Source organism: Pseudanabaena sp. FACHB-1998 (assembly GCF_014696355.1).
Taxonomy (GTDB): Bacteria; Cyanobacteriota; Cyanobacteriia; order Pseudanabaenales; family Pseudanabaenaceae; genus Pseudanabaena.
Map to the genome: position 1 here is coordinate 1 of NZ_JACJQA010000005.1, position 22,829 is coordinate 22,829.

A 22,829-nucleotide genomic window follows, 5' to 3' on the forward strand; every position below is an offset into this window, starting at 1 on the left:
TCGATTTTCTTTAGTCCATCCAATTCAATTGACTGGATTACTTTTTGTCGTAAATCATAACTGTACGAATTTGACATTTTGCCTTTGACTCCTATATTCTCCCTTTACTCTACGTCCTATTTCACTTGGCGGCAGCTATAAGAAAGGGGTGGCGTATCAAACCCTTTCTTACATTTCCAAAACAAAAGCCTTGCTAAGCAAAGCTTTTGTTTTGGGATTTATAAAATTTGCCAGATTACAGCAATTCCCGCTCAAATCCAAGCTAAGAGATTTTTTGAAAGTGTTGCGAAGTAACATTTTCAAAAAATCTCTTTTGGTTCGTTTGATCGGAAATTGCTGTAAATTTAAAAAATTATCAGAAATTAATTGTTTTATGACTCAACTTACTGAGCCAATTTTACTGCCCAATAGTTTAGAAGATGCCACAGAACAAGCGATCGCTGCCACCCATCAAGCGATCGCTGATGGAGCAAGTCGCGTACTCGCCGATCTGCGATTCCCTGAGCTTAAAGTAAGCCCGATCGCCTACGAATTTGCAGCCAGCTTTAACAAAATCTATGGCAAGGAATGGCAAGCTATTTTTGCCGATGCGGGAGCCGCCGCTTTAGCTAAGCGAGAATGGGCCGATTTAGAAGTGTCGGTACGTGGTGTAAACGAAGGTCGGCGAGCAATTCGCGAAGAAGACAAAGCTTTTTTAATCGTGGAACCGACTTCGGTGGAGGTAGAACAGGTAGAAAAATTAGTGCAGCTAGCAGGCGATCGCCCCTTTGTAATGCTCAATCCGCGTCTAGAAAATAGCGAAGTTGGCTTAGGCTTAGCGGCTAGACAAATGCGCGATCGCTTTTTGAGTACTTTTGAGACGGCTTATTATATTAAGCCTCTCGAATTAGGAGCTTTGTGGCGTAGTTATCCGCAATCATGGCAAGTATGGGAACAGATGGAAGCAGGAATGAAACAGTTAGCGGAAGTACCTCAACGTCCATCCAGTGATGATATTGATCGCCTATTCCGTCAGAAAACAGGTAAACAATCTGGTTCCTTTTTAGGAAGATTGCAACAGTTTTTTAATGCTCTCGCAAGATAACCAAAAAGGCGGCGCTTCGCGCCGCCTTTTGAAGCAAAAAAGAGGCGGCGCAATGCGCCGCCTCTTTTTTGAGTTAGGGTTTAAGCCCTAAAAAGAAATCGGATTGCAAGCGATCGCTAGTTTCAGCATAGGAAAAAACAACTCCGCCCAATTTATTAATCTGATTGAGTATGGGAGCAGGTATTTCTGTGGGCTTGCCAGCTTCGGGCGGATTTTCAGGCATGGGCAAGAAATCTCTTGAGAGAATGAGGTTTGCCACTTGCTTGGCGATCGCATTGGCATTGAGATAGAAATAGCCAAAATTTGGCTGGGGCATTTCGGCGATCGCCTCACGAAAATCTTCCGTTTCTGCCAGAGATGGCTTCGGGTTAGGGATAAAGGCAGCCGCAGTACTCGCCCCAAAGGAGAGTAGTAAAGTTTGGCGATCGCGCCAACCATAAGCAAAAGCACTTTGAGTTTTCCCTGCTTCACGATTATCAGGAAACTCAAAACTTGTTAATAAAGTTGCACCTACCTGCCGCTTTTTCACTTGTACAGTTTCTTTTCCTAGATTCGCTAAGAAATTAGTGATTTTCGCAAGAGTCGCATTGGCAACTTCAGGCTTAGAAGTGCGAATCAGCATTCCCATCGTCACATCTGTACCAAACTCTTTGAAGGGTGATAGATCGCTCGGAAATACTGCAAAGGCATATTCACCATCAATTACCGAGATAACATCCTTCTCAATATCAATATCTAGCCCCGAACCCACAATAAAAGGCACAAGCATTCTTAAACCTTCTACAAAAATTTTGTAGGTTGGTTGTTGTTCCGATTCTTTTACTAGCCATTGCCATTGTTGATTGAGGTCGCGACTGTTGATCGAGCCATAGACCTTGGCTGGCAAAAATGATAGCAGTCGATCGCGGGGTGCAGTATCTTTGGGCTGAGGCGATCGCACTTCGGCAAAATAGCTATTATTTTGACTCCGAATACCTTTGGGCGTTACCCACGTAAACAGATCAAAGGTACTGTACTGACCCAAAGTATATTTCAAGCCTCGAATATATTCTTCGCGTGAAAATCCGGGGATTTCCGAAGTTTCAGGCAAATCGGCGGCTAAAAATTCCGTCAATTTGCCAATACCCTGAAAATCACCATAACCAGCCAATAGCGAACGATTCCAAAGAGGATTATTCAGCGATCGCAAAAATAATTGATTATTTGCCAACGAGGCTTGAGGGGTTGTGGCTTCAGGGTTAGATATATCGATCATTTGCAAGATGGCTTGGCGATCGGAGGCGAGAACAGCGACTCCATTGGGTAACTTCGCGATCGCAAAACTCTTAAGTCTAAAGTCCGATAAACGAGGCAAATTTTCGGACGTATCTTCAAAGGGATTGGTGGGCGAATTCTGCTCCGCTTCATCGGATTCAATAGAGGGATCTGGCTCTTTAGGCGCAGTAGGTTTAGCCTGTTTAAGTTTGGCAAATAGGTTATTTAAGGAAGCATTCGGCTTACTAGAAGGAGGGGGATTTGTCTCATCGACAGGCAATTGCCATTCTAGGATTTTGACATTTTGATAGGTGGTTTCGGTGGGAGATGGTAAATTGAGCTTCTTTAGTTTTTTTAGAAAATTGGCAAATTGCTGTTCATCGTTTACTAGAGATAGAGCCGCAAAGCCAATATCAGAGCTACTATCACCCTTTCCTAAAAAGGCGATCGCCACTTCTTTTCCGAGCCAAGGTTGGATATCTTTGGTTAGGGAGAACTCTGAGGATGTGCCCATAAATCCAAGCAAGAAGCCCAGCAATTTATCAAAGGCTACCAATGGACTCTGGGTAGCTCCTGCAAAGGGAGGAAATTCTTGCCAAGAACGCAGATCTAAATCTACAACTAATAAGCCAATGGTATCGACGGGAAGTTGTTGAGCAAGATTAAGGGAACGTTGCGTGAAGTTGCTTGTAAATGGAACAGATTGAGATTCTTTTAGGCTTGTTTTTACGGTTCCTTCAGCCTTTTCTTTGGGTAGCAAACCTAAATAACTTAAGTTGCTTTGCGGAGTATTCAGATTATCGGCAAAAGTAGCGATCGCTGGATATGATGCCGAAACACTAGCCGCTAAAATTGTGGCAAATAACTTCCTCACAGACCTAACCTCTTAATTTATTTATTCCCAAACCGTGACGGTTTTTTATAGCTGTTGCCATTCTTAAGGACACAAACCCAAAAGACGAGTTGCGGCGCGAAGCATCGCAACTCGCTTCTTGGGTTTTGTGTCCTAGCAAGACTGGCTATAGCCATAAAAAACAAACCCAGTAAAAGTCTTAAGCCAAAACACAATAGGGCTAAGCCCTATTGTGTTTTGGCTTAAGAACTAATTCAAATTACAGCTAGCGATTTTGGCTAAAAGCGCCGCATACTGAGCTTGCAAATCCTTCGCTTTAGAATCCTTTGATTGATGCCAAGCCGCCAACCAAAGGGGCGTGGGGAAATGTCCATCGGGCGCAGGTTGAGAATAGTTGGCATTAGAAGCAATCCAAGTGCCTCCTTGTCGCCAACCTACGCGATCGCTAAAGGCTTGCCAACCCTTGCTTGCTTTGTCCTCTTCAATGACCGCACCAAAAATCTTGCTAACCTCATCAGCCGAAGTATTCCCTGCTGTATTGCCCACAGTTATGGCAGGAGATAAAACAACTGTATCGGTTACATCGGCTGGAATGAGTTTCGCTAATTGCGGAGAAACTCTGATCTCATTGACTTTTTGGGCAAGCACCTGCTCCTGAGCCTGTTTGATTTCCTTAATCAAAATGGGCGCAAGTACCCGAAATTGATTATTCGGATTAGTTACGGCAGCTTTCACCGCCAACACCATCGCATTCCAACTCTTTAAACCAAAGCGATCGCCCATTTCCTGCAATTGGGAGCAAATGCCTTCAAGGTTTTGGCGACTACGGGGACTATCTGGCTGCTTGAATAATTCCAGCATATTCCGTAATTTCACAGGTACTTCAGTCTGGAATGCACCCAACATCGCCCTTGTATCAGCCTTAGGATCTGCTTTGGGAGCAACGGCTACTTTGGGTTCAGGAGCTTTGCCCGATATCAAGTTTTGTAAATGGTCTTTCAACTTCGCAAAGATCTGATCAGACCCAGCCATTACCGTATCCACCGCATCCTTAGTCAGACCATAGGGACTTTGGAGGTGTTCTACGAGTTCTTGTAATTTATCGAAAGCTTGGAGAAATAGAGTTTGTAAATCTTGATCGACTTGAAAATTAGTATTTTCGCGAATAACTTTAAAGTAATCTTCAAAATTATGGGCGACATGCTGAATACTACTAAATCCCAACATAGCCGCACCACCCTTAATGGAATGCGCCGCCCGAAAGATTTCATTCACTGACTCTGAATTACCCATGAGCGATTGCAGATCGAGCAGCCCTGACTCAATGGTTTGTAGATGTTCCTTCGCCTCTTCGATGAAGTACATCGTTATCTGCTTTTGCTTATCCTGATCCATGACACTAACCCCTGTAATTTAGAATTTGAGCTTTTTAGGTTGCCAATAGCAACTAAAAGCGAATACACCTATCCGAGAATTGAAGACATATAGATTTGATTTTGGGAGCTAAATCCATATCGTCCTTGGCTGTATTGCTGCCATAGTTGATCGATCATTTTCAAGTCATCACAAGAAACTTGCTTAAGGTCTTCAGCAGTTAAAACAGAGCCAATCTTTTTGCGGGCCGCTTGGCACATCACATTCCAAGTTTCCTGATTGGCTTCTTGCCACTTGCTACTAGATAGCAAATCTTGCAGTTTTGTATAGTCAACTCCTGTACTAGAAGTAAGCTTTGCTGATGTAGAAGAAGCATATCCATTGGCAATGCCGATCGCTGCTTGGGGACGACGAAACCTCAGGGTCATCGCGCCATTGCTTTGTCCGTCACCCAACAAAATCGCTTCGCCTGCATCCGTAAACTTGACAGAGATTTCGACTTCATCTAGTTCTAGACCATTAGCGTGAGTGGAAGAACTTTCATTGCCCAGGTGCTGAACTAAGTTCGCAAGTCTTTGAATGCTGTCTTTTATTTTAGTAGAGCTAATTGGCTTAATTGCTCCATCTTTGGCGCGATCGCCAGCCACAAATTCAATTAGTATTTCTTCGCTATTCATGACATCCTTGTTTGGGCTAGTTACTAGATTTAAGACTATCTCTGCCTAAATATTTAGGGAGAAATTGCCTCAGAACTATGAATATCTAATTCTTTATTTAAGTTGCTATTTGAGTTGGTATTTAAGTTGTTATTTAAGCTGCTGCTTAAATTGTTGTCCTTATCAATAATCTTTTCATTATTACCATTACTACCGTTGCCTAAGCTACTATTACTGGATTTTTCTTCATATTGATTGTTATCATTATGCCGACTATTGCCACTATTAGCATTGGCATTAACACTGGTGTTGTTACTATTTGTAGTGTTGGCGGAAGTATTGGTAATATTGACGGTCAGTTTAGTCGCTGTAATTCTAGCAGCGATCGCCCGTTTTGTTAGAGCCGTATTGTAAGCGGTGGTAATTGCGAGGCGATCGACCATGCCAATCACCCGTTTTGGTTGGTTGCGATCGACTACGGGCATCTGCCGCAAATCCCTAGTAGCCATCCGTTTAAGGGCTTCGGCGAGGGATTCATCGGCAAAGGTACAAAGGACTTCACGGGTGCAGATATTTTGGACAGTCATTTCCTCAAGGGGCGGCTCTCCCGCGGGAGCCGATAAAAGACGTTTAATATCTTGGGTGGTGAGAATTCCTTGTAAATGATTTATGTCGTCAAATACTAAAGCGCTGTGGTGGTAGCCACTGGTAATAAATTGAGCCGCCTGTAGTAAAGGCATGGAATATTTAATCGAGGCGGGGTTAAGGGTCATCACCTCAGCGATTTTGATCTTTTCAAGGACTTCAATATCCGCAGGCAAATCTGACCATTGCATGATCATGCGATCGCCTTTGGTATTATCCAACTGATCTAGCACCCATGCACAAAGCCCAACGGCTGCCATCAGTGGCAAAACGATGCGATAGTCACGGGTCATTTCAAAGAGCAGCAATACCGATGTTAAGGGGGCGCGGACAGTGCCTGCCAAAACCGCCGCCATGCCCACGAGCGCATAGGCGGGCGAAGCCGCGATCGGAATTGAAGCAGGTAAAATGCTGGCGATCGCCTGTCCATATAAACTGCCAAGGACTGCACCTAAAAAAATTGATGGCGCAAAAATACCACCGACAAAGCCACTACCTGAACTAATCGCGGTTAATAAAAGTTTAATCACCAGCAAAATAGCTAACAAAGGAATGGTGAAGGGGGTATCTTGCAAAATTGATTCCACCGTTTCATAGCCAATGCCGATCGCTTCGGGGAAGGTTAAAGCAATCAGACCTACACAAAAACCACCAATCAGCAATTTGACTGGCATGGAGAGCTTTTGCATAAAAGGGGCGATCGCCCACTCCCCTGCAAAAAATCTTTTGGCTTGTTTAATCGCACGGGTAAAAAGCAGGGCGACGACACTTGCCAAGATACCTAGCCCCAGATACAAAGGTAATTCCCAATAGCTACGCACCTCGTACACAGGTAAGCTAAAAGCAGGACGCTCCCCCAGACTAATTTGAGAAACCAACGCTGAGATCACCGAAGCAATAACCACCACACTGACATCGGAGTTAGGGCTAGACTTATTGGTGCGATAGGAGTCGCGCAATAACACCTCAAGGGCAAAAAATACGCCTGCGATCGGGGCATTAAAACCTGCGGCTAAACCTGCGGCTCCACCCGCCCCAATCAATAGACGAATCCGTTCGCTGGAAAACTGCATCATTTGCCCCAGCAATGAGCCAATGTTGCTCCCCAATTCCACGCTTGGTCCCTCAGGTCCCAAGGAAGCCCCCGATCCTAGAGATAACGCCGCCGCCAAAGTTTTTAGAGGAATTTGGGAGTAGGGAAGTTGTCCCACATCGCGGGCAACGGATTGGGTGTTGTTCGATGCTCTTGCCTCAGCTTGATCTAAACGAAAGCGCACAAAACTAACCACCAACGCCCCAAGCATTGGCACAAATAAAACAGCCCAAGCCCACTTATTACTCAAGACTACGGCTAGATCGTGCCAGTAGAGTTCTTGAGCAAGGAGGATAAGCTTACGAAATAAAGTTACACCAGTGCCACTGATCACCCCGACAGCGATCGCTGACACAAGCATGACCGTCTCCGCAGATGGCTGAAGACGGTTTAAGAAAGTCACCAATAAGCGGGAAAGCGACATGGTGGGAAACTCTTGGGGAGTGAGGGGAACTAGGAGTATTTGACTGGGACATACCAACTAGTGAACTGTCCCAGTCTGGCAAAACTATTCTACAGACGGAGTGTCAATTTCTTCGGTGATTTCTAACTCAAGTTCCGAAGTATTAGCATTGTCGCGATCGCCTTCGCTGTTTACGACTGCGACTAAGTCAATTTGTTGACGGTAATAATCAACACCCTTGACCTGCACTTCCACGCGATCGCCGAGGCAATACTGACGACCACTACGACGACCAACTAGTAATGTTGAAGCCCTAGCCCGACCCTTACCATTAATCAAAGGAAATTCGTACCAGTCATCCTTAAGTGAACTGACATGAACTAATCCTTCCACTAAGAGAGATTCAATTTCTACAAAGAAGCCGTAGGACTGCACGCTGGTAATAATGCCATAAAAATTACCGCCAGTATGCGATCGCATAAACTCCGCTTTCCGCAATCCATCGAGATCAGAAATGGAACGATGGTATAAAGCATCCGCTTGATTTAGTCTAGGTAAAACCGCTTCTAAATCTTCGATTAACTGACGCTCAGTTTCAGGAGGTAACACACTCCAATTAACCTGTCCGTGAGCGCTAGAACTGCGAAGATTTACGCCATCTTTAATCCGAATACTACGGCGATCGCGTCCTTCCTCAAATAGAGTATGTAAGGTGCGTTGAACGAGCAAGTCTCCATAATGATTTTGAGGGAAGACTCCATGCAAATAGGAATGTTCCTCTAAGCCCAAACCAAAATGCATGGCAGGAGTCATCACATATTCATTCGTTTTGAACATTGAGAGCAATAGATATTTGAGAATATCGCGAGTTGCTTCCTGTTCCAATTGATTAACCTGTAGCAGAATGCGGTGTAAATCTGCAATCTGAATCTGCTCAGGATTCTCAATCTGCGTAGAAATACCCATGCTTTCGAGCAGTTTCGTCCAGTCGTCAACCTTGCCTTGGTCGGGAGGGATTTGACGTACATAAATTGCAGGAATCGCCAAGGATTGTAGATGGGAAGCGATCGCCTTATTAGCCAAAATCATTACTTCCGTAACTGTACCCAAAATCGGCAAGGTCAATGGAACTACAGTTAATCCACGAACTCCCTCATCCGCTTCTTGGGAAGGGATTTGGGGCAAAACTAAGCGAATCGAATTAGAACGCTCTTGCAGTAAACCGCCAACCTTCGCGATCAAATGTACTAATTCTTCTACTTCCGTATCAATTTCTTGACTAGGTGCATCTTCGTCTACCGTTACCTTGCCATCTAGAATTTGTTGCGCTCTTTGATAGCTTAAATTAGCCCGCACTAAAATCGCTGAAGGCTGAATCTCAAAGGAAATCATATTGCCTTCATGATCTAATTTAATCAACACAGACATCGTCAGATATTCAGGCTGATTAAATACATTCATCTCAGGCAACATCGGCAAAATCGTATCACCCAAGAAAAATGACCTCAGACGCTTCCGTGCTTCTAAATCTAAGGGAGAACCAGAAGTTACATAGGTGGCGACATCAGGAATATGTACGCCCAATTCCCATCCCGTTTCCACCTGAACTAACGAAATCGCCGCCGCATTGCCAATTCTCACGGTCAAGGTTTTACGCAAGTCCAAACGGTGCTTAAGATCTGCCTTTCTCACCCCACGAGGCAAACTTGCGGCAGCGGTTAAAGCTTTAGCACTAAATCTTCTGGGCAAATTATGTTTGCAACATACCAAATCAATATCATTAGTTGATTCCGCATCATCGCCTAAAATCTGCAAAATCCGCCCAATGGGTAAATGATTACCCAGCGAAAATCGCACCATTTCTAAATGCACCAGTTTACCTACCGAGACACTCAAGTCTGGAGTTTCATCATCAGGAGTTAACTCCACTTCAAACAACAAACGGTCGTCCAGAGGCACAGCTCGGTAGCTACCATCGGTCAATTTCACAGTTGACAATAAAGTAGGATTAGATCGCTCTAAAATCAAGCGAACCTCTCCCTCAGGCGATCGCCTCCTGACCCCATCCTTAGTAACTCTTACTAATACGCGATCGCCATTCCAAGCGTTGCTTAAACGACTTTCGCGTACATAGATATCTTCAGCACCCTCGACATCTTGAATAGCAAAGCAAAAACCTTTACTAGAGCAGCGTAAACGACCTTCTATCAGCCCTTCTTCTTGAATGCGACGATATCTGCCTTTATCCTTTTCGAGAATGCCAATTTTTTCAAGCGCATCAAGAGCAACTTGGAGCTTACGAACGCTTTTGCTATCGTCACTGATCCCAAGTTTTTTTTCGATCGCTTTAGGCGTAACTAGCTTGTCATCAGAGAAATTGTCTAACAGTTGAGTAATCGAGAATTCCATGAGGCGAGGGTCGAGCGATTGGTTAAAGTGGGTAAATTGAAGCAGTCAAGGAGCAACACATTAGCAGTCTACAGATCAAAATCAGAGCATCAGCACTGAAAATCATCGTAATGTAGTGATTTGGACATTTATAACTTAGACTTTCAATTCCTCAAGATTCGACTTATCAAAACGGATCGAAGGGAATTAATCGACTTTTGCAATACATGTCTTACGATAGCTCTGCGATAACATTACAAATTTAAGTCTCAGAGTAATTGATAAAGTATGGATCGAGAAGCATACTTTATTAATTACTCTGAATATCTTTCCAAGAGAAATTTCGGTAACCTCTTTAGAAAGCTTAACTCTGATTTCTTGTAATATTTAGATAGTTGAAGCAGTTTATGAATTTGCAGAGTTAGCTTATACAGTGTTCCCCTACTTCTATTATTTTATCTCAATTAATCCAGTAAATATTTTATCAACCCAATTTTATTTTCTTGGCTATTGGGATGCAGCTTCATAATCTCTTTTTGGCAAATAATTTAGATGCAGCTTTATAATCCCTTTTCGGTAAATAATTAGTGGTTGCTTCGCCCCGCACCACTAATCATTACAGGGTAGATGTGGCGCGAGCTAAGCCCTCGCCACATCTACCCAAAGCATTATTCCCCCACTCCCGAATGACACGGAAGCCGTATTCAATCACCGTAAGTATGTCTATGGGTAATAGGAATCCTGATATTGATATGATATATTAATTTCCTACGCCCTAAGTATAGTTTAAACGCAAATACCTAGGGAATGTGTCGATCAACACTTAACTTTTTACTGCTACTATTGCTACATTTATTTTGGTTAGTTGTACAGACTAAATGTATAATTGCTACATTGTGAGGAAAATTTAACTTAAATGTCTAACTTATCTAAGAAAAATTACAGCGTAGTAATTTCTGCGGCTGTAGCGGCTTCTGCTCTTATCAGTGGTGCAGCCAATGCACAAGCACAAGCTTCCCCTAAATCCGTAAATGCTGACAGCCTTGTTGAGCAAGTCCAATTGCGTCCCAGTGCAGTTGCTCAAAATGTAACTTCAGTATCTCAACTCAGCGATGTTCGTCCTACCGATTGGGCTTTCACCGCATTACAGTCTTTGGTAGAGCGTTACGGTTGTATCGCTGGATACCCCGATCGCACCTTCCGTGGCAAACAAGCTACTAGCCGCTACGAATTTGCTGCTGGTTTGAATGCTTGCTTAGACAAGATCAACGAAATTATCTCCGCAGGTTTAGCTGACAAGGTCAGCAAAGAAGACCTCGCTACTTTGCAAAAGCTTCAAGAAGAGTTTGCTTCTGAACTGGCAACCCTTCGTGGTCGTGTAGATGCTCTTGATGCTAAGACTGCTAAGCTCGAAGCTCAACAGTTCTCCACCACCACCAAGCTACGCGGCGAAGCTATCTTCGGTCTTGCGGCTGCTTCCGACGGTACTCCTTCTGGTGGTCCTCTAGACAAGACAAACACTATTTTCAGCTACCGTGTGCGTCTTAACTTAGATACCAGTTTCACTGGTAAGGACTTGTTAAGAACTCGCCTCCAAGCTAGCAACACTCCTAACATTGGTACTGCATTAGATACTAATCCTGGTACTGCAAATGCTAGTCGTTTGTCATTTGAGAGTGGTCGCTCAGACAATACTTTTGAAATCAATCGCTTGTACTATCGCTTCCCAGTAGGTGAAAGCCTAACCGCTTACATTGCACCAATTGGGGCAACTGAAGACATCATCAATCCTCTAAATCCCCTAGAAAGCGATAGCCAAGGTACAATCTCTCGCTTTGGTCGTTTTAGCCCCTTGATTCGTATTGCTTCTAGTGGTGGTGCTAGTGGTCTAGCAGTTGCTGGTTTTGACTTGAAATTCACCAAGGATGCAAACCTGCAAGTTGCATACAGCGCATCTAATGCTGCTGCTGCTGCTGGACAAGGTGGTGTAACTGGTGGAGACACTAAGATTATTGCTCAGTTGGTTTACAAGCCTTCTGATAGTTTTACTCTTGGTGCTGGTTATGCAAATGCTTATACCGCTTCAGGCAATAATGTTGGTCTAAGTTCAGGTTTGAACGTTGATGGTACTGGCGCAGCTCCTATTGTTGGTGTTCCTGCTCTTCCTGCTGGCACAATTACTGGTTACAAGAGCAATACTATTGTAGGTAGTCTAATTTGGGATATCACCAAGAAGTTCACCTTTAATACATGGGGTTCTTATACCTTTGTCGATTCTACTACCAATAACGCAACCTCAGTTTCAGGTAACTTTACTAGCTGGGCAGCAGCTCTTTCTGGTAAAGACTTGTTTGGCGAAGGTGATTTAGCCGCTATTCTTTTTGGACAACCTCTGAGCCTTAACAGCCTAACAGTAAATGGTACTGGCGTTAATCTCGGCGGTCTCAGCAAAACTTATCAGCTTGAAGCTCTCTATCGCTTCCGCGTTTCCAAGAATATCACCATCACTCCTGGAGTATTCTTTGTATTCAACCCTGGTAACCTTTCCGCTAACGGTACTTCAACCGTTGGTGTAATTCGTACCACCTTCTCCTTCTAAGGTTTAGAGTTAACTCAATAAAAAAGGAGAGGCGCAAAGCGCCTCTCCTTTTTTATTGAGTTTATTGAAAGCTCACTCTAAATAGCACTTTCACAAACCATTTATATCAAAGTAAGAGTTAGCCATTACAAACCAAAACCCAAAAAGCGAGTTGCGGCGCGAAGCGCCGCAACTCGCTTTTTGGGTTTTATGTCCTAAGCAAAACTTACTTTGTTATAGGATTGCTATAGTAAATTTGGTAAGCATTCCTTGGAGTTTTAGCGATGACGGTACTATATGAGCAAGATTATGGACTCTGGGCTGAACAGATGGCTGATCTTTTATCAGAAGGTCGGTTCGCAGAGTTAGACATCGAGAATTTAGTAGATGAGGTACGTGACTTGTCGAAGCGAGAACGCGATCGCCTATTGAGTAGCGTGCGATTGATTGTACATCATTTACTCAAATGGGATTATCAACCAGAACTCAGATCTAGAAGTTGGCAAGTCACTATTCAACGCGAACGCCTTCATATAATTCGTTATTTGAAAGATAGCCCAAGCCTAAAGCGATATCTAACCGATGAATGGTTAGCTGAAACTTATGTGATTTCTAGCTTAAATGCAGAAAAAGAGACTGGTTTAGAGTTTCCAGACGATTGTCCATACTCTATTCAGAATGTATTGGAACGTCCGATTAGTTTAGAATGATCGCCCTTAACTCAACAATAATCTAGTTGCTTCAGCTACTTGTAAGACAGGATCATTCGCAAGTTTTTCTAGCCCTGCTTTAGCGTCATCACCACCCAGATGGGCGAGAGATTGAGATACACGATGTCGCACTTGCCAATCGGGATCGTCGATGAGATTCAGTAAGATATTCACAGCTTCTGGGTTACCTAGATCACCAAGAGAGCCGATCGCCGCAATTTTGACTAATTCATTTGGGCTTTGTAAGGCTTCGGATAAAAGTTCAAATCCTTCAGGAGCGCCTAGCTCACCGATCGCCGCAATAATACTAAACTGAAACATCCAATCATTCGTAGAATGGTAGGCAGTTTTAAGCAGGTCAAAAGCTTGGGTAAGTTGTAGAGAACCCAGAGAATCGGCAGCGGCGGCTTTGACATCCATCTCAGGATCGTTTAGTAGGCGATCGCTTAAAATTTCGAGAGACTTTTGCTTATCAATTTGTCCTACTGACCCCAGTTGACTCACAGCGTCATAGCGAATACGGGTATTAGGGTCGATCGCTGCGGTTAGAAGTAAATTAAAACGTTCTGAAATGGGAAGAGAGCGACTAGCATGGACGGCTTTCATCCGAAGGCTCACATCATCCGTGGCTAGTTGCTCTCTTAGGGATTCAAAGGTAAATTCAAATTTAGGTTCCGACGTTTCGCTCACAAGAAAATCTCGCTGTATTAATAAGCTAACGTTTCCAGTGTCTCACGTAAATAGCTCCGCACGAGATCATCAAGAGTACCTTCGGCAGAAACTACAAGGTCTTTAGAATCTCCCTGTCTAGTTTTTTGCCATTTATCGAATCCAGAACTTGTCGTAATTACTTCCTTGAGATGGCTCCAGACTTTAGGATCTTTTGCTGCTTCATGCAAAGGGAGAGCCAATTCGTTAATTGTTGATGATAAGTTCATAGATGTTTCCTGAGCTTTATTAGAGATTACGATGGCTTGCCACAAATACAGTAATTCAAAAATAAGACTGAATGCTCTGTATTATGGACTTAACAGTACTAATTTTATCACTTCAATAAAGGAGCTGTAGATTTAGAATTAAATGTATATCTATAGATAGAAATCAATTATTTAAATCTTTATGACCACTTCAAATCCTTTAATTGATCCTAATATTGCATCACAGGCTACAGAACTAAATCCAAGCTATGCAATACCTGCTGTTCTAGTATTATCAGGTATACCGATTGCTTGGTTTCAACCAATTGCTGCGGGAGTAGTTTCAATTTTTGGAATATTCTTAGCTTATCAAGCAGCGACCATTCGTTTAGTATTTACCGCAACAGATTTAGAGGTTTATCGATCGCAAGAAAAATTCCGTACTTTCCCCTACCAAGAATGGCAAGATTGGAAAGTTTTTTGGTTTAGTTTTCCAGTTTTGTTCTATTTCAAAGAAATTAAAAGTATTCACTTCTTGCCTGTTTTATTTGATGCCAAATTGCTAAAAGCTAGCCTTGAAAAACATATCCCTCTACAGAAAAATTAATTACATCCCTTGGCGCTAATGCTGAAACCAGATAAATTTTTGAGAAGATAGCAAAGCAATCTTCTCAAAAATTTATCTGGTTTTTATAATGAACTATTTCTTAGGAATTGATTTTGGAACGTCGGGGGTAAGGGCGATCGCCATAGATCGCCACCTAGAAATTAGAGCGCTCTCAAGGTGTGATTACAACATTCGCGACTGTGAAACTTGGAAACTTGCTCTAGATGAAGTAATTATCAGCTTACCGTCGCAGATTAGGCAAAATATCAAAAAAATAGTCATTGATGGGACTTCGTCAACGGTGTTAATGAGCGATCGCTTTGGGGAAGTAATCACGCCGCCCCTGATCTATAGCGATTCTTGTAAACCCGAAATTTTAGAGCGCGTTAAAAAAATTGCCCCGTTAGATCATTTTGTTGGTAGTTCGACCTCCAGTTTTGCCAAGTTAATTTCTTTGTTAGATAGAGAGGAGGTGAATTTAGCACAGCTAATTTCGAGCAGTAATTCTCTTTATTTTTTACATCAGGCGGACTGGTTAAGTTATTTACTGCATGGCAGGTTGGGAATTAGCGATTTCCATAATGTGCTGAAGCTTGGCTATGACATGACAAATTTAATTTATCCTGATTGGCTGAAGAATTGGGCTAAAAAAAATCCTGCTTTGGTTTTGCCAGAAATATTTGCTCCAAGTACGAATTTGGGCAGGATTCAACAGGAAATGGCGGCGAAGTTTGAGTTACCCGTGGATTGTGCGATCGGGGCAGGAACTACTGATAGTAATGCTGCATTTCTCGCGGCAGTTGGTAAGGCAAAGCCTGAAATTGGGACAGCCGTTACTTCCCTCGGCTCGTCCATGGTGTTGAAAGTATTAAGCGATCGCCCTGTCAATAATGCACATTACGGTATTTATAGTCATCGCTTTGAGCATCCTGATTTAGGTTGCTTGTGGTTAGTGGGTGGGGCTTCTAATGTGGGTGGGGCTGTACTCAAGCAGTTTTTTACGGATGAGCAGTTACAGGCTTTCAGCGATCGCATTAATCCCAACATTCCTAGTCCTTTGGATTATTATCCTTTGACAAAAAGTGGCGATCGCTTTCCCATAAACGATCCCCACCTCGCCCCAAGGCTAGAGCCACGTCCTGATGATCCCGTGGAATTTTTACATGGTTTATTAGAGAGCATGGCAAGGATCGAAGCACAGGGTTATACCCTATTAGCACAGCTAGGTGCGTCTCCTGTACATCATCTCTACACCGCAGGTGGGGGCGCAAAGAATCTGGTTTGGACAAAAATACGCGATCGGCTACTAAACCAACAACTTCAGATTTCTATGCAGCAAGCGCCACAAACTGAGGCAGCCTATGGCGCTGCCTTACTGGCTAGCGTTAATAATCCAAACCCGTAAAGTTGCGCCCCTGCGGGGCGCAACTTTACGGGTTTGGTATAATTTGGTTTCATAATGGTTTAGGCGTAGCCGTAACCCAAATAACGAGAGATTATGATTACCCCACTCAAGCGCAGAAACTTTGACGAGTTGATCCCCGCAGTACCAACCTCAGAGCAGTATCAATATTATTGGGGGGATGGTCAGAGCGTATTTCGGCGTGTTGCGATTTCGATCGCCAGTGTGATTGTGTTTACGCTCTTGTATAACCGTGTTCACGAAAATAACCCCAGTAGTTTTGCGGCTCTGGTGATGTTTGTCTGTGCTGCTTTAGGTGGCTTGTACTGGATGTTAGAACCTGTAGCTTTGGCAAGTATTCGTAATGCCAAGCTGAGAAAATTTGCCTATTGTGGTTTTTGGCAGGCGGAAGTTTTGGAGGTATATATCTCGCAGGAAGTGCTAGCGCGTGCGGAGAAGGTAAATTCGAGGGGGCGGATGGATGTTAGCTATGATGCGGAAAGTTTTTTAAACATTGAGCTAGGTGATGAGACGGATTTTGTAACCACTTTACGGTTGCCAATGAAAAGGGAACTAAAGCGGATCAAACCCGAACAAACTGTATATATGCTGCTATTTTCTAACGATCGCCGTTTTGGTCGCGTCAGTCGTCAAACCTCTGACGCTTATATTCCTCAATACAATATTTGGGTGGGAGACTATCCCTATTTGCGTCGTGATAGTTTTATTGATCTGACTAAATATATGGTAAAGCGATCGCAGAGAGTTACTAATTCGTGACTCCTTTTTTAGAGTTAAAAGTGAAAATATAAGCGGTGGTACTTTGTACCACCGCTTATATTTTCACTTTTATGACTTGAACAAAAATTACCTTGCTATAACTAAAATCAATTAATTTCTTGCATAAAGATTTTGATCCCAAAGCTTAAGAAACTTGGAATATGTGCGCTATGGCACTGCTAGTCGTGGGACGATCCCCTAGTCTGGGATCACGATTTGAAATAGTTACGGACTAAGCAGGATTTAAAAAAATGAATAATATTCAAGCACGCAAGTTAAACCAACAAGGATTAGAAAGTCAGCTTAATCGTTTAACTTGTATTTATCGCAACGAAAGTAACTATATCCAAATCATTCGCATATCTGACCATACAGGAAGCTTTTTGGAAAGAGCAGTTATGTCTAATCAATGTCTTCAGTTTGATGCTCAGGGGGATGCATTACTAGAAGTTCATGAAAGGTCAATGTTTAGTACACTTCATTGCGATACGATCCCTTGTTATCAACTAGCGATTACCGCAGGGATAGATAGAAATCAAAGAATGTTTGCTAAGGAAACCGAAATAGATATGCAACACGACATCCTTGCCGTCGCTGCATAAAATTTTAAAATATCAAAAAGGTAAAAGCATCGCAAAGCGATGCTTTTACCTTTTTTAGGGAGTTGCGGCGCTTCGCGCCGCAACTCCCTAACTTATAGGGCGCTAAAAAAACTACAATAAAAGCTAATAGAAATCGACGATTACATAAGACAAATTAAGACTGTGACATATAAAGTTGGACTTCTCGGATTAGGAACAGTTGGCGCTGGTGTAGCCAAAATATTCCAAGACCCTAATGGTCGCCATCCTTTACTTCCTGACATCGAAATTGCCCGTGTGGGGGTACGATCACTCAATAAGCAGCGTGATGTGGCGATCGCTCCCAATATTGTTACAGATGACTTGGAATCTATAGTTAATGACCCTAACATCGATATTGTCGTTGAGGTAATTGGCGGGATCGAGCCAGCAAAAAGTTTAATTCTCAAAGCGATCGCCAATGGAAAGCATGTCGTTACGGCAAACAAAGCGGTAATCGCTAGACATGGCAACGAAATTTTTGCTGCTTCTAAACAAAAAGGCGTATATGTAATGTTAGAAGCGGCGGCTTGTGGCGGCATTCCCGTGATCCAAGCGCTCAAACAAAGTCTGGGTGGTAATCGCATTAGTGAGTTGACTGGTATTGTCAATGGCACAACCAATTACATTTTGAGTCGGATGTATTTTGAGGGAGCCGATTTTGATGCAACTCTCGCTGAGGCGCAAAAATTAGGCTATGCCGAAGCTGATCCTACTGCCGATGTGGATGGCTATGATGCAGCCGATAAGATGGCGATCTTAGCAAGCTTGGCTTTTGGCGATCGCGTTAAACTTGAAGACATTTATCGTGAAGGTATTCGCTCGATTACCAGTGCGGATATCGGCTATGCCAAGGAATTAGGATTCACGATTAAGCTCTTGGGTATTGCCAGAAGGGTGGAGACGAAGAATGAGCGCAATCTCGAAATTCGCGTCCATCCTACGCTCATCCCGATCCAGCATCCACTGGCGAATATTCATGGCGTAACCAATGCGGTACGGATTGAGGGAGATCCCATTGGGGAAGTTGTATTTTCAGGGCCAGGAGCAGGTTCAGGGGCAACGGCTAGCGCGGTAGTTGCCGACATTATTAATGTGGTGGCGGCTCTGAAGTCTCTACCCAATCAAATTAATCAACTGATGGGATGTTCCCATGAACACTATGCCCAAATTGCTCCCATTGAAAATACGGTGACCCAGTTTTATGCGCGGTTACTGACCCATGACAAACCCGGGGTAATTGGGGATCTGGGTACAGCCTTTGGCAAGCACCATGTCAGCTTGAACGCGATTTTGCAAAAAACAACTGTCCATGATGGCTTAGCGGAAATTGTCGTAGTTACGCAAAAAGTGAGCGAGTATAATTTCCAACAAGCGATCGCGGCTATTCGGGAGTTATCGACATTACATAGTATTCCCACAGTACTAAGAGTTCTGTAAATAGAGAAAACGGCATTCTATGCCGTTTTTTCATACGCCAACAGGGACTTTATTTTTTATGTACTTATTTAATTCCGATTCTAGATTTTGATTGCTGCGTTGGGCTTCCCATGACTCAAAGCCGAACCTGCCAAAGAAGTCCCATTTACCAGACATGGAGTTTTCATCTTCGGCGATCGTCCCGTTGTAATTAACCGAAGCGAGTTTCTTATTGGCATCTACATAGGTTTTGACAAACCTAATCTTGCGCCCAATCACCTCTCCCTGAACTGTTGCCTCACCTAATCCACCATCATCTAAAATATTTCCGAAAATAGTATTACCGTTTTGGACAAATGTTGCTTCAAAACGGGTGGGATTTTCCTGTTGCCAGTAAGTGCCAAGCCAAGTACCGCTAATGTTAGCCATAAAGGTTCTGCGATTTAATAAGGAATCAGATTTTTGTTCAAAGTTCTATCGAGAGCAGTTGCTGTATTCACTGGGAAGATGTTAGCCGATCGCGAAAAGCTTTACCGATCGCAGGCGTGAGCAAAATTACTAGGGCGATCGCACTACCGATCGCAATATAGGGATTTAGAAGGATCAGTCGCGAGATCGGTGCGGAAGTATCGACTTGAAGAACTTCATCGAAAACTGTGGGTATTTCTAAGAGTTTAGTTGCTGAGGGTGGCGAAATCCAACCTAAACAGGTCGCGATCGCGGGAAACATTACGGAGCTAAAGAGAAAAATACTGAGAAATCTTGCCCAAGATTTTAAATGCCATAGCCCGATCGCTAGGGCGATTGGCACGACACCAAATCCCAGAAAGGCAATACCTGAAACTAACTGGAGGTTAATAGAACTACTATCTACTAGGGGAGAATAGCTCTCTATCAAGCGATAGATATAGAAATTAAGTAGGCGATCGCTAATTAATAAGACGCTATTTCCAATCATGGCAGTCGCCAAAATCGTAATGGCAATAGGACGTTGAGATGATTTTGTTTTCATATATTTTCCTGATAGATACAGCCTGTTTAGTTTTTGGGTAGTTCAGATAAATCTTGAAAAAGCTTGCGAAACAAGCTTTTTCAAGATTTATCTGGATTTCAAGAAAGCACCAAGCGCTAGATTACGGTTGGCTGAGATAGCGTGGCAAATGACGGAGTAATTTGCTAGATTGCAACATTCTCAAAACGTAATAACAGGAAGTTGGTAAGAAAATTATCATTGTCCAACCAAACTGATCGGGAACTTCTACTTGAAAAAATGCGGGAAATCCCAACATCAGGACTATGGATAATCCGACCGAGACAATACCCAAAATAGAAGCTGTTAAATTTTTGAAGAAGGTCTTGATTTTCCAGATAGAAATATCCGTAAGACTCCAAAAGACGAAGAGACAGAAAATTGTGCCAATGAGCGTACTCACACATTGGGCTTGTCCCCTAGCAATATCTTGGAAAGCATCGGAATTGATCATCGCTGAACCATTGGGAACCTTAAGCAAAGCCCATCCACTGAAGTAATAGGACATTACATATCCAATGGTCATGGCGATCGCGCCGAATATTCCTGCAAGGGAGCTATAGCCCAACACGTCACGCAGGAAATTTTCCAGTCTTCGAGGTTTTAGCCAACCAAAGGCAATCCAAATAGTCGGGAAGCCTACCACTGCCATCGTAATAATCGTCATGTGACGTGGCTCAATGGGAAATGGAAGTTGCACAAATCCTACAAAGGAAATTGTCAAAATCACCATAATGTTTTTGGTGAGATAGAGCAAAGCAGAAGAGAGAATTTTTTGCTTAATGTCATCTCCTGCACTAAAAGCCTGTGGCAAAGCGGAGAGGTTATTATCTAACAACACAATATCCGCAACATCTTTGCTAATTTGTGCGCCGTCATTCATCGCGATCGCCAATTGCGCTTCCTTAAAGGCAGGCACATCATTGACACCATCGCCGACCATGCCCACATAGCCACCCCGCTTCACCATGGCGGAGATGAGGCGGCGCTTCATGTCGGGAGTGATCCTCCCGAAAACTGAGCCATAGGCAGCCGAACGGCTAAAGGTGGCGTTATCCATTGCTTCTAGAGTCTTTTGGGTGAATACGGCATCAGCAGGAACCGCGATCCCGGCCTGTCGAGCGATCGAAGTAACGGTTTCGACACTATCGCCAGAAATTACTTTGAGGCGAATATTTTGATTTTGTAATTCCGCAATTGTCTCAATTACATCGGGACGCAAACTATCTTCTAGTAAAACAATGCCCCGATCGCGTCGATTATTGGGCAAGGCAGGATTTTTTTCAGAGGTATCAATCCCCTCTTCACTGGTTACCACGGCGATCGCCCGTAGCCCCTGTCTTGCATATTGCTTTGCCTCCTCCTGCATTTCTGAACTCGTGAATAAAATTTCAGGCGCACCGACCATAATCGTTGTGCCAATATCAATGACGATCGCGCCCCATTTGCGACTAGAACTAAAGGGAACTTCACTCACAAATTTAGCGAGCGATCGCGGTTGATCGGTATAGGCTGCCATTGCCTTAGCACTGCTATTTTGCGTTCCCATGAGGTTGGTATATAGCGCAATGAGTTCGCGCAGAGAATCCTCATCGGTATCTCCTAAAGGAATGATTGACTTCACAACTAGCTTGTTTTGGGTCAAGGTTCCAGTTTTATCGGTGCAGAGAATCCGCACACTATTCATTGAATCCACTGCATTGATTTTTTGAATGAGCGTCCTTCTTTTACTGATTTCCACTGCGCCGATCGCAAAGGCGACACTGATCGATAGCACTAGTCCTGCGGGAACAAAACTATTGATAATTACCGATGCATAGCGAATCGTATCCACCATTGTTCGCCCCGAATTGAGGCTAGAGGCAATGTGTAGGAAAGCAGCCACAATAAGCACAAGAATAAAAATCTCCACTAAGATATCAATCTTTTTCTGGAGGGGCGTAAATACGCGCTTATATACCCGTGATGACTGCGATAGTTTCACCGCATAGCTTTCATTGCCAATCTTGTCGGCACGAAATACACAACTCCCAGCCAAACAAAAGGAACCAGAAAGCACAATATCGTCTAGTTGCTTCGCCACGGGATCGGACTCTCCTGTTAAGAGTGATTCATCCATTTCCACATTTTGCGAAATTAAGACCGCCCCATCGACAGGGGCGCGATCGCCTGGGTTTAGCTCAATCAAATCATCCCGTACTACCTCGCCCACAGGAATTTCTTGGGATTGACCATCTCGCCGCACTTTGACCTTCTGCACGGACAGCAGAGCTAATTTATCTAAGGTCATCTTCGCTTGAATTTCTTGGGTAACTCCCACCAGAATATTCATAAATACCGAAAAGCCCGAAAAAATAGCGTCAGTAATTTGACCTAAGATCATTAACAGGATTAAAACCACCCCAAAGGTAACGTTAAATAAAGTAAAAACGTTTTCTTGGAAGATATCCTTGTAGGTGCGACTCGATCGCATGACCACGACGTTAATATCACCACGTCGCTTTCTGTCCGCTACTTCAGCCTCAGTTAAACCGAGATCTGGATTAATGTCGATCTGATCTGAGGCGATCGCTGGTAAGTCTGGCGTGTTTGCTGATGTAGGTTGAGACATAGACACACAGGTATCGTTTTAGTATTGAAGTATAAGATCTCTCAGACAATTCTCTAAGACAATATTAAAAATCAGAATTTAAACTTAATATCTATGATTACATTGCAAGTAAATGGTGATGATTGCACATGCGCGTCAAATCTTAATATGATCGAATTGCTGAAACATTTAGGATTAAATCCTCGCTTAGTGGCGGTGGAATACAATGGCGAGATTTTACATCGTCAACTTTGGGAAAATACTATTATCCAAAACAGCGATCGCTTAGAAGTAGTAACTATCGTAGGTGGCGGCTAAATATTCCATCGTTTTGCGCTCAAATTCAAACCGAGAGATTTTTTACAGCCATTACGGGGCTTAGTTTTCAATTCATTAAGAAGGAATCAGAAGATAGAGAGAAAATTT

Annotated in this window: 19 protein-coding genes; 9 read left to right on the forward strand and 10 right to left on the reverse strand. The window is 43.3% G+C overall.

All coding sequences use genetic code 11. From position 1 onward, the window contains the following. The first annotated feature begins 373 nt into the window (after positions 1-373). Positions 374-1,084, forward strand: a complete 711-nt coding sequence (locus H6F42_RS02485) for a DUF1995 family protein (protein ID WP_190397782.1) — start codon at positions 374-376, stop codon at positions 1,082-1,084. A 73-nt stretch (positions 1,085-1,157) separates the two neighbouring features. Here H6F42_RS02485 and H6F42_RS02490 read toward each other — a convergent pair whose 3' ends face one another. The 5 genes from H6F42_RS02490 to H6F42_RS02510 all read right to left on the reverse strand — a co-directional run bounded on the left by H6F42_RS02490 (position 1,158) and on the right by H6F42_RS02510 (position 9,771). Further along, positions 1,158-3,212: a DUF3352 domain-containing protein gene (locus tag H6F42_RS02490; protein WP_190397783.1), complete on the reverse strand. Its 2,055-nt coding sequence runs from the start codon at positions 3,210-3,212 to the stop codon at positions 1,158-1,160. Positions 3,213-3,440: 228 nt separating this feature from the next. Beyond that, positions 3,441-4,586, reverse strand: coding sequence for an Hpt domain-containing protein (locus tag H6F42_RS02495; RefSeq protein ID WP_190397784.1), 1,146 nt, complete (start codon positions 4,584-4,586; stop codon positions 3,441-3,443). A gap of 68 nt (positions 4,587-4,654) precedes the next feature. Then, positions 4,655-5,242 (reverse strand): GUN4 domain-containing protein, encoded by a 588-nt coding sequence (locus H6F42_RS02500; RefSeq protein WP_190397785.1) that lies wholly within the window; start codon positions 5,240-5,242, stop codon positions 4,655-4,657. Positions 5,243-5,295: 53 nt separating this feature from the next. Continuing rightward, the gene (locus H6F42_RS02505) at positions 5,296-7,383 is read right to left on the reverse strand and encodes a chloride channel protein (RefSeq protein WP_190397786.1); all 2,088 of its coding nucleotides are present in this window, start codon (positions 7,381-7,383) and stop codon (positions 5,296-5,298) included. An 84-nt stretch (positions 7,384-7,467) separates the two neighbouring features. Continuing rightward, positions 7,468-9,771 carry a ribonuclease R family protein gene (locus H6F42_RS02510; protein ID WP_190397787.1) on the reverse strand — a complete coding sequence of 768 codons (2,304 nt, stop codon included), beginning with the start codon at positions 9,769-9,771 and terminating at the stop codon, positions 7,468-7,470. Between the two features lie 895 nt (positions 9,772-10,666). Here H6F42_RS02510 and H6F42_RS02515 point away from each other — a divergent pair. Both H6F42_RS02515 and H6F42_RS02520 read left to right on the forward strand, forming a co-directional pair. Next, positions 10,667-12,349 carry an iron uptake porin gene (locus H6F42_RS02515; protein WP_190397788.1) on the forward strand — a complete coding sequence of 561 codons (1,683 nt, stop codon included), beginning with the start codon at positions 10,667-10,669 and terminating at the stop codon, positions 12,347-12,349. A gap of 263 nt (positions 12,350-12,612) precedes the next feature. Next, positions 12,613-13,038, forward strand: a complete 426-nt coding sequence (locus H6F42_RS02520) for a DUF29 domain-containing protein (protein WP_190397789.1) — start codon at positions 12,613-12,615, stop codon at positions 13,036-13,038. A gap of 6 nt (positions 13,039-13,044) precedes the next feature. Here the strand turns inward: H6F42_RS02520 and H6F42_RS02525 are convergent, their stop codons facing one another. Next, entirely contained in the window at positions 13,045-13,728 is a 684-nt protein-coding gene (locus H6F42_RS02525) for a HEAT repeat domain-containing protein (protein ID WP_190397790.1), read from the reverse strand. Positions 13,729-13,745: 17 nt separating this feature from the next. After that, the gene (locus H6F42_RS02530) at positions 13,746-13,976 is read right to left on the reverse strand and encodes a hypothetical protein (protein ID WP_190397791.1); all 231 of its coding nucleotides are present in this window, start codon (positions 13,974-13,976) and stop codon (positions 13,746-13,748) included. 181 nt (positions 13,977-14,157) lie between these two features. On the opposite strand from H6F42_RS02530, the gene H6F42_RS02535 reads away from it, so the two are divergent. The 5 genes from H6F42_RS02535 to H6F42_RS02555 all read left to right on the forward strand — a co-directional run bounded on the left by H6F42_RS02535 (position 14,158) and on the right by H6F42_RS02555 (position 18,804). After that, the gene (locus tag H6F42_RS02535; RefSeq protein ID WP_190397792.1) at positions 14,158-14,562 is read left to right on the forward strand and encodes a DUF3119 family protein; all 405 of its coding nucleotides are present in this window, start codon (positions 14,158-14,160) and stop codon (positions 14,560-14,562) included. 88 nt (positions 14,563-14,650) lie between these two features. Then, positions 14,651-15,967 (forward strand): FGGY-family carbohydrate kinase, encoded by a 1,317-nt coding sequence (locus H6F42_RS02540; protein WP_190397793.1) that lies wholly within the window; start codon positions 14,651-14,653, stop codon positions 15,965-15,967. Positions 15,968-16,060: 93 nt separating this feature from the next. After that, positions 16,061-16,744, forward strand: a complete 684-nt coding sequence (locus H6F42_RS02545) for a hypothetical protein (protein ID WP_190397794.1) — start codon at positions 16,061-16,063, stop codon at positions 16,742-16,744. Between the two features lie 251 nt (positions 16,745-16,995). Then, the gene (locus H6F42_RS02550; protein ID WP_190397795.1) at positions 16,996-17,346 is read left to right on the forward strand and encodes a DUF1830 domain-containing protein; all 351 of its coding nucleotides are present in this window, start codon (positions 16,996-16,998) and stop codon (positions 17,344-17,346) included. A 162-nt stretch (positions 17,347-17,508) separates the two neighbouring features. After that, positions 17,509-18,804 carry a homoserine dehydrogenase gene (locus H6F42_RS02555; protein WP_190397796.1) on the forward strand — a complete coding sequence of 432 codons (1,296 nt, stop codon included), beginning with the start codon at positions 17,509-17,511 and terminating at the stop codon, positions 18,802-18,804. Positions 18,805-18,834: 30 nt separating this feature from the next. Here the strand turns inward: H6F42_RS02555 and H6F42_RS02560 are convergent, their stop codons facing one another. The 3 genes from H6F42_RS02560 to H6F42_RS02570 form a co-directional block, all read right to left on the reverse strand. Next, a complete protein-coding gene (locus tag H6F42_RS02560) occupies positions 18,835-19,212 on the reverse strand; it encodes a hypothetical protein (RefSeq protein WP_190397797.1) in 378 nt (125 codons plus the stop codon). 67 nt (positions 19,213-19,279) lie between these two features. Then, positions 19,280-19,795 (reverse strand): hypothetical protein, encoded by a 516-nt coding sequence (locus H6F42_RS02565; protein ID WP_190397798.1) that lies wholly within the window; start codon positions 19,793-19,795, stop codon positions 19,280-19,282. Positions 19,796-19,916: 121 nt separating this feature from the next. After that, entirely contained in the window at positions 19,917-22,424 is a 2,508-nt protein-coding gene (locus H6F42_RS02570) for an HAD-IC family P-type ATPase (RefSeq protein WP_190397799.1), read from the reverse strand. A 93-nt stretch (positions 22,425-22,517) separates the two neighbouring features. Here H6F42_RS02570 and thiS point away from each other — a divergent pair, with 93 nt between their 5' ends. Further along, positions 22,518-22,721 carry a sulfur carrier protein ThiS gene (gene thiS / locus H6F42_RS02575; protein ID WP_190397800.1) on the forward strand — a complete coding sequence of 68 codons (204 nt, stop codon included), beginning with the start codon at positions 22,518-22,520 and terminating at the stop codon, positions 22,719-22,721. Positions 22,722-22,829: the final 108 nt, after the last annotated feature.